This window comes from Streptococcus mitis (genome assembly GCF_001579035.1).
In the GTDB taxonomy this organism is placed as follows: Bacteria; Bacillota; Bacilli; order Lactobacillales; family Streptococcaceae; genus Streptococcus; species Streptococcus mitis_J.
Genome location: NZ_KQ970287.1, coordinates 307,152 through 315,741, shown reverse-complemented (window position 1 = coordinate 315,741; position 8,590 = coordinate 307,152). Strand labels below are relative to the sequence as shown.

At 41.1% G+C, this 8,590-nt stretch carries 5 protein-coding genes and 2 pseudogenes; 1 reads left to right on the top strand and 6 read right to left on the bottom strand.

The annotated features are described in order from the left end of the window. The 4 genes and pseudogenes from SMIDD26_RS05970 to SMIDD26_RS05955 all read right to left on the bottom strand — a co-directional run. Positions 1-611 (bottom strand): annotated as a pseudogene (locus tag SMIDD26_RS05970) (carboxynorspermidine decarboxylase); the annotation flags it as partial. Then, positions 611-1,870 (bottom strand): saccharopine dehydrogenase family protein, encoded by a 1,260-nt coding sequence (locus SMIDD26_RS05965; RefSeq protein ID WP_061439475.1) that lies wholly within the window; start codon positions 1,868-1,870, stop codon positions 611-613. The pseudogene SMIDD26_RS05970 and the gene SMIDD26_RS05965, both read right to left, overlap by 1 nt. Next, positions 1,867-2,727 carry a polyamine aminopropyltransferase gene (gene speE / locus SMIDD26_RS05960; RefSeq protein WP_000366713.1) on the bottom strand — a complete coding sequence of 287 codons (861 nt, stop codon included), beginning with the start codon at positions 2,725-2,727 and terminating at the stop codon, positions 1,867-1,869. Before speE ends, SMIDD26_RS05965 begins: the two co-directional genes overlap by 4 nt. After that, positions 2,728-4,188, bottom strand: coding sequence for an aminotransferase class I/II-fold pyridoxal phosphate-dependent enzyme (locus SMIDD26_RS05955; RefSeq protein ID WP_061439471.1), 1,461 nt, complete (start codon positions 4,186-4,188; stop codon positions 2,728-2,730). Positions 4,189-4,896: 708 nt separating this feature from the next. On the opposite strand from SMIDD26_RS05955, the gene SMIDD26_RS05950 reads away from it, so the two are divergent. Then, complete coding sequence (locus SMIDD26_RS05950; protein ID WP_061439470.1) at positions 4,897-5,592, top strand: VIT1/CCC1 transporter family protein; 696 nt, start codon at positions 4,897-4,899, stop codon at positions 5,590-5,592. A gap of 149 nt (positions 5,593-5,741) precedes the next feature. Here SMIDD26_RS05950 and SMIDD26_RS05945 read toward each other — a convergent pair. Both SMIDD26_RS05945 and SMIDD26_RS05940 read right to left on the bottom strand, forming a co-directional pair. Beyond that, a pseudogene (locus tag SMIDD26_RS05945) lies at positions 5,742-7,729 on the bottom strand (ABC transporter permease). 1 nt (position 7,730) lies between these two features. Beyond that, positions 7,731-8,489: an ABC transporter ATP-binding protein gene (locus SMIDD26_RS05940; protein ID WP_000173372.1), complete on the bottom strand. Its 759-nt coding sequence runs from the start codon at positions 8,487-8,489 to the stop codon at positions 7,731-7,733. Positions 8,490-8,590: the final 101 nt, after the last annotated feature.

Sequence of the window (8,590 nt, the reverse complement as noted above, 5' to 3'; positions counted from 1 at the left end):
CCCCCATATTGAGCCATTTGACCTGATGTAAGTAGGGACCAAACTGCTCTTCTACAGCTTTCAAAGTTGTCTCTAAATCATCTGCTCCCTGCTCGCAAAGGGTATAGAAAATGAAGGCCGTCTACCAATTCCAGCAAATCACTCGGTATCTTGTCTGAAGTTACGCCAAAACGAGAATCAGGTGCACAAGGGTCATAGAGCGCATGGTCACCCTGTGTTGAACATTGAGGATTGAGACGTAAACCAACACTGATACCAGCCTCACGACAACGCGAACCATGCTTACGCAACTGTCTCTCAGAATTAAAAACGATATGGTCTGTTATCTCAAGTAATTCCTCCAAGTCTGCATCCTTAAAGGCTGGCGCAAATACATGGACTTCCCCCGGGAACTCTTCTCTAGCGAGCTTAGCTTCATAGAGACCACTTGCAGTTGTGCCAGATAGATACTGGCTAATCAAGGGATAGGTTTTATAAAGGGAATACGCCTTCTGAGCAAGCAAAACCTTGCAACCGGCTTTTTCTTGTACATATTGTAGAATACGGCAATTGGCTTCTAACTTGGCTAAGTCAACAACATAGGCTGGTGTTGGTACTTGTTCTAGCTTCATTAGTCCACCATTTGTGGATTTTCAACCACAACCCATGGCAAACCGTACTCATTCAAAGCTTCCATAAATGGATCTGGATTCAATTCTTCAAGGTTGTACACTCCAGCTTGTTTCCAAGTACCGTTCATAACCAATTTTGTCCCAATCATGGCTGGAACGCCTGTCGTGTAAGAAATAGCTTGCGAACCAACTTCTGCGTAACATTCCTGATGGTCACAAACATTGTAGATGTAGATGGTCTTTTCAACGCCGTCTTTGACACCTGTAAAGATACATCCAATATTGGTTTTACCAACAGTACGTGGGCCAAGGCTGGCAGGATCTGGAAGCAAGGCTTTCAAGAATTGGATTGGAACAATTTCTTGGCCGTTGAAGTTAATGGCATCCGTACGAAGGAGTCCAACATTTTCAAGACATTTCATGTGCGTCAAGTAAGATTGACCAAAAGTCATAAAGAAACGAATGCGTTTGACACCTGGAATGTTCTTGGCCAATGATTCGATTTCTTCATGGTGAAGGAGATACATGTCTTTTTGTCCAACTTGAGGGAAATCGTACTCACGCTTGATAGACATAGCTTCGACTTCAACCCATTTTCCATCTTCCCAGTAAGAACCTGGCGCAGAAACCTCGCGTAGATTGATTTCTGGGTTGAAGTTGGTCGCAAATGGATAACCGTGGTCACCACCATTACAGTCTAAAATGTCGATATAGTGGATTTCATCAAAATAATGTTTGAGAGCATAGGCAGAAAAGACACTAGTCACACCTGGGTCAAAGCCAGATCCAAGCAGAGCAGTCAAACCTGCTTCTTTGAATTTCTCCTGATAAGCCCACTGCCATGAGTAGTCAAAGTAGGCTGTAAAACCAAGTTCCTTGCAACGTTTCTCATAAATAGCACGCCATTCAGGGTCTTCTGTATCCTCTGCCTCATAGTTGGCCGTGTCGATATAGTGAACACCTGTTACTAAACAAGCGTCCATAATGGTTAAATCTTGATATGGTAAAGCTACATTCAAAACAGCTTCTGGCTTGTAGCTTTCGATCAAGGCAATGACTTCTTCGACATTATCTGCATCAAGAGCAGCTGTCTCAATCTTTGTACTTGTTTTACCTTCTAGCTTCGCTTTCAAGTCATCACATTTTGATTTGGTACGACTGGCAATCATAATTTCTGTAAAGGTTTCGCTATCTTGGCAAATCTTTGAAATAGCAACTTGGGCAACGCCCCCACATCCAATAACTAGTAAACGACTCATTTTTTTCCTTCCTCTTCTTCTAAAATGTCCTCAACATACTTGGGCAACATAAAGGCTCCCACGTGTAAGTTTGCAGTGTAGTATTCTGTGAAAAGCTGGCGTTTTTTCCAGCCTTCCTTGTCAAAATCTTTGACAGGGTGGTATTTTTTCGATGCAAATCCAAACAACCAATAGCCAGCTGGACTGGTTGGGATATGGGCTTGGTAGACACGACTAATTGGAAAGGCTTGATTGACCTTGCGGTGCATGCTTCGGCAAGCCGACTCATCCTCGTCAAAGAAAGGACTCCCATGCTGGTAAATCATGATACCGTCTTCTTTCAAGGCTCTGTAACTGTTTCCGTAAAATTCCTTGGTAAAGAGGCCTTCCGTATGTCCAAATGGATCTGTCGCATCGTTGATGATAATATCGTAATCATCTTCGCAGTTTCGCAAAAAGCGTAGCCCATTTTGGTAGTAAATGGTAACACGAGGATCATCTAGCCCCGCAGCAAAATCTGGGAAATACTCACGACAGACCTCAACCAACATCTCATCTGGTTCTACAATATCGATTTGTTCCAATTCTGGATAGAGTGTTAATACTTGGGCAACACCACCGTCACCACCCCCAATAACCAAGACTTTCTTTGGATTTGGGTGGACAGCCATGGGAACGTGGACGGTCATTTCATTGTAGACAAAATCATCCGCATCTGAAAACAAGACGTGCCCATTTAAAATAAGTATTTTCCCAAAAGCTGGCGTATCCAAGACTTCGATATCCTGCCATTCACTTTTACCAGCGTAGAGTTGCTTGGCTGTTCTCAGGGACAATTTCACATCTGGAGTATGAACTTCAGAAAACCATAAATCCATCTAGTTCTCCTTTCTCTTAATGACGTTGATGTGATTGACCTCAGGATCTTCCGTCCCTTGGAGGGAGCAACCACGTTCCTTGGCAAATTGGATATATTCTACAATTTCTCGTGTAATGCGTTCGCCAGGAGCCAAGATAGGAATCCCTGGAGGATAGCACATGACAAATTCCCCACAGACCTGTCCAACAGACTCATCTAAGGTCAAACTTTTTCTCTCTGAATAGAAGGCTTCCTGAGGAGATAGCACTAACTCGGGCTGGATATATTCTCCTGCTATCAAGTCCTTCCCATCTCGTGAATATAGTCTCTTGATATCTGCTAAAGCACCGACCAAACGCTCGATGTCTTGGATGCGGTCACCAATCGAAATATAGGCCAAGATATTACCAATATCACCAAACTCAATCTGAATGTCGTATTCGTCTCGTAAGAGGTCATAAACCTCGATACCTGTTAAGCCAATACCCTGAGTGTAAACTGACAACTTGGTTACATCAAAATCACATACCGAGACACCATCTATTAACTCTTTTGAGTAGGCATAGTAGCCACCGATAGCATTGATTTCACGACGAGCATACTCTGATAACTCAATGACCTTCTCAAAAGACTCTTTACCACGAAGAGCCAAGTTGCGACGCGAAATATCCAGACTAGCCATCAACAAATAAGAGGCGGATGTTGACTGGGTAAGATTGATAATCTGACGTACGTATTCAGGATTCATCTGCTCCCCGATTAAAAGAAGCGAACTTTGGGTCAAACTCCCACCAGATTTATGCATGGAAACTGCTGCCATATCAGCACCTGCATCCATAGCAGAAATTGGAAGTTTATCAGTGAAATGCAAATGCGCCCCGTGGGCTTCATCTACTAAAACCATCATGCCAGCTTCATGAGCCATTTCTGTCAACCCCTTTAGGTCTGAACAGATTCCGTAGTAAGTAGGATTGTTAATCAAAATGGCCTTAGCATCTGGATGGTCCTTTATGGCCTGGGCTACTCGGTCGTTTTCAAGACCTAAAGCGATACCAATCTTAGGATCCACACTCATCTCGATATAGATGGGAATAGCACCACATAGAACCAGCGCATTGATAGCAGATTTATGGACATTACGTGGCAGAATAATCTTATCTCCAGCCTTGCAGGTAGAAAGAATCATAGTCTGCACCGATGAGGTTGTTCCCCCTATCATTAGAAAAGCATGGCTAGCTCCAAAAGCATCTGCAGCCAATTCCTCCGCATCTCGAATAATCGAAATGGGATGGCCAAGATTATCCAAGGGTTTCATCGAATTGACATCAATGCCAACACATTTTTCACCTAAGAGTTCGACAAGTTCTGGATTTCCCCGTCCACGCTTGTGGCCTGGAACATCAAAGGGAACAATCCTTTTCTTGCGTAACTTCACCAAGGCCTCATAAATTGGGGCTTGGTTTTGATCTAACTCCTTCAAGACATACTCCTTTCAATATTTTTAGGACCTTATGAAAACTAAGGAACTAAAGGTTGACTCATGAAAAAAGAGCAGGATTTCACCTGCTCTGCAATCTTCTGACGTTTTTATGTTTGTTTCTGTTGAGTATGTCTGTTCCCGATGTTTCCTAACTCTCTAGTAGCAAATATTACGTACTTTATTGATCGTTTCACAAGATGACGTGTGCTTTCACCACACTAAAAATTTATGAATTAGGATAAGTGTCCTAACATCAACTTATAAAAGTAGGCTTTTAACCCTATCAATAATGTGGTTTTTCAACCACGCTTCGGCATTCAACCCTGCCTGTCCGTAGGCATTTTTTACTCGGGTTTATATTTGCTAGAAAACATCATCTCATTTTCTAAGCTTTATTACTATATCATGTTTCCAAGAACTTGTAAAGCGTTTTACGTAAAAAATATAAAAAAGTTCGTAAAATAGTTGGATTTTATTTGATTTAATACTAATTATTCTCTTGTAAACGATTATAAAGTGAACAAAATGATTTTCATATTTAATTTAAAATTTTTTATGATATTCTATACTCTTTACCTTCGGTGTTTGATCTATTAGAGAAGATGTCGACATTTTTATATCATTAAAATCGTGCAACTTTTTTCAGATACTTTTAAAAGATTGATTTCATTACCTGTTTCCTTTATACTGGATAAAAAGGAGAATAGTATGTCAGAAACAAATCACGAAATTGATTCAAATTTTGCAGGTCGTTTAAATATCCTGCGTGCTGGTGTTCTTGGTGCTAACGATGGAATTATTTCCATTGCTGGTGTGGTTATCGGGGTTGCCAGTGCTACAAGCAATATCTGGATTATCTTTTTATCAGGTTTTGCGGCTATCTTAGCTGGTGCCTTTTCAATGGCAGGTGGAGAATATGTATCCGTTTCAACTCAAAAAGATACCGAGGAAGCAGCCGTTGCGCGTGAGCAACTCTTGCTAGACCAAGATATAGAGTTAGCCAAAAAGTCCCTCTATGCTGCCTATATTCAAAATGGCGAGTGTGAAACATCAGCCCAACTTCTCACCAACAAAGCCTTTTTAAATAATCCACTCAAGGCTTTGGTAGAGGAAAAATATGGGATTGAGTATGAAGAGTTTACCAATCCTTGGCATGCTGCCATCTCTAGCTTTATTTCCTTTTTCCTTGGTAGCTTACCACCAATGCTGTCAGTGACCATTTTCCCAAGTGAATACCGCATCCCTGCTACTGTCCTTATCGTCGGTGTGGCCCTTCTTCTCACTGGCTACACTAGTGCCAGACTTGGAAAAGCCCCAACCAAAACTGCTATGATTCGGAACCTTGCTATTGGCCTCTTGACCATGGGCGTTACTTTCCTGCTCGGACAACTTTTCAGCATTTAATACTCAATGAAAATCAAAGAGCAAACTAGGAAACTAGTCGCAGGCTGTACTTGAGTACGGCAAGGCGACGTTGACGCGGTTTGAATTTGATTTTCGAAGAGTATTAGAATACAAGAAATACCTCGATTTTGAAGTCGAGGTATCTTTTTTTACATTTGGACAATCTTGCGATAACTTCTTGAGGTAATCATGAAAATCAGCACATAGGCGATGAGGAAGATAGCGCAGATAGACAAGGTCACAATCAACATCATATTCGTATCTATTACACCAATCACTTTTAAAATCAGACTAAGCATATGGTAGGCAAAGGCTAGATGTATGAAGGCAAAAAGCAAAGGAAGGAAGAAAACAGTTAAAACCTGTTTGTTGATGGTTTGCTTGATTTGTTTTTGATCTAAACCAACTTTCTGCAAGATAATAAAACGCTCACGGTCTTCATAGCCTTCAGAAATTTGTTTGTAGTAGATGACCAGAACGGTTCCGATCATAAAGATAATGGATAGGAAAATACCGATAAAGAAGACACCACCAAAGAGGGCACTCATCTGAGAACGAGCATCTGATAGATTGCTACCATAAACATAGCTACCTTCCGTGTTTAATTGAGCATTAAATTGATCGAGGTATTTATCATACTCGTCAGCGACCTTGAGTTGTTCTTCTTCACTGGCATTTACATTTATGCCACCGTAAAACTGATTATAGATAGCCGAATCTGGGAATTGATCCAAAAAGGCTTGTAAATCAGGTACAACAAGGTAATTGTAATCAGCAGTCAAAATATTAAACTGATTTGGGACATGGTTGACAATAAAATCTTTATTAAATTCTTCTTTGACAGAAAATTGATGATCATTCAGAGTTAGAGTTTTCTGTTCTTTAACTCCCTCATTCTTGGCAAAGAGTCCGACCTCATTTCCTGATAGAGACAGTTTTTGACCAGTCATATTTTCATAATCTTTTTGGTCAAATACCATGAAAACTGTTGTGGGTTGGACACGATTTTGTCCTTTTTCAAAAATAGTTAACTTATTTCCTTCTTGGTTTGCAACACCAAAGTAAGCGTAACGAAGAACTTCTTTCTCTTTAATCTTATAACCTTTGTCACTTGCAAACTGGCTCAAGAGTTTGTCCAAGTCTTCTTTTTCAACATTTTGCCCTGAAACCCAAAATCATGAGGATTTAGAACTTTTTTAAAGGATTCTGCGGAATTGAAAATGCTTGTCGCTGCTGACATGGTTACCAAAACCATTGTTGACAAGATAGCGATGGTTGCTAGTCCAACCGCATTTTTCTTCATACGGAAAATCAAGTTGGAAACAGAGATAAGATTATTTGGTTGGTAATAGTATTTCTTGTTTTTCTTTAAGATTTGAAGAAAAACGGTAATTCCTGCATTAAACAAGAGATAGGTACCAAAGATAACCAGCAAAACAGCTAAGAAGAAAGTTGTTAAAGCTGTAAGAGGATCTTTTACTGTAAGGGCAAGATAATAGCCAATCCCTAAACTTATGGAACCAAGAATAGTTTGGAGAGGTAGGAAACGACCTCTTTTCTCTCCGCTTGCTTTCTCACGCGAGAGCTGGAGGGCATTCATACGGGCGATTCGAAGGGCATTCAGGAACATGAGGCCTAGGAAAATCAAACCGAAGACAAGAAGTACTGTAATGACAACTTTCATCTGGAAGGTAGCGACCAGTTCCACCTTCAATTTCATCAGTTTGAGCAAGAAAGCGAAAATCAACTTGTCAAACAAGGCTCCAATACCGATACCTGCTCCAACAGTTAGAATCCCAAACACCACTAACTCCTTAAAGGTCATACTGATCAGATGACGCTTCTCCAAGCCCAACATGCCATAAATTCCCAGTTCCTTGGAACGGTTTTTCATAACAAAACTATTGGCATAGAGGACGATAATGGCTGACGCAAGGGTGACGACAAACATACCAAATCCTAGAGTAGCTTGAATGCTTGATCCTCCACGGATTTCCGCAATCTTAGGATTGAAAGTTAGAGAGTAAAAGAGATAGGTGACAGTGACTGCCAAGAGAACAGCCAGCGCAAAAGGATAGTAGAGTTTGCGGTTTTTAATCAAGTTCGATACCGCTAACTTATTGGTTAATCGAAACATACTAATTCACCTCGCTTGCCATGACAGTCAAGGTATCAGAGATCTCTTGGAACATCTGACGTTCTGTCTTCTCTCCCCGGTAGATTTGATTATAAAGAATTCCGTCCTTGATAAAGAGCACACGCTTGGCTCTGCTAGCTGCTGCTGTGGAGTGGGTTACCATGAGAATGGTTTGGCCACGCTCATTGATTTCATCAAAAACATCAAGAAGAGCTGCAGATGACTTGGAGTCAAGAGCTCCTGTCGGTTCGTCCGCAAGGAGAATTTCAGGTTCTGTGATGATGGCGCGGGCTACTGCTACACGCTGTTTCTGACCACCAGAAATCTCGTAAGGGTACTTCTCTTGCAATTGGTTGATACCTAGATTCTCAGCTGTCACCACCAATTTCTTCATCATCTCCGTAATGGGTCTTCTTGACAAGACAAGCGGAAGCAAGATATTGTCCTTAACAGACAGAGTATCTAGCAAGTTAAAGTCTTGGAAGACAAAGCCCAACTTTTCACGACGGAAGCTAGAAGCCTGTGAATTTTTAATGGTTGCTGTGTCTGTTCCATTCAGGTAAACCTGACCACGAGTTGGTTTATCCAGCATAGCTAGAATATTGAGAAGAGTTGATTTACCAGAACCAGACTCACCCATGATGGCAACGTAGTCACCCTTTTCGACGGTAAAGTGAATATCCTTGAGAGCTTCTACTTGGTTGCCCTGAAAACGAGTTTTATAAATTTTTTGAACGTGTTTTACATCTAAAAGTGTCATGAGAATCTCCTTTCTTAATATCCCATCAAATGAAATGTTGCTTGCATCATAGCGCATCCCAGCTGAACACGCTCGATATCTTTGTGGCTTGGTTTTCTTTT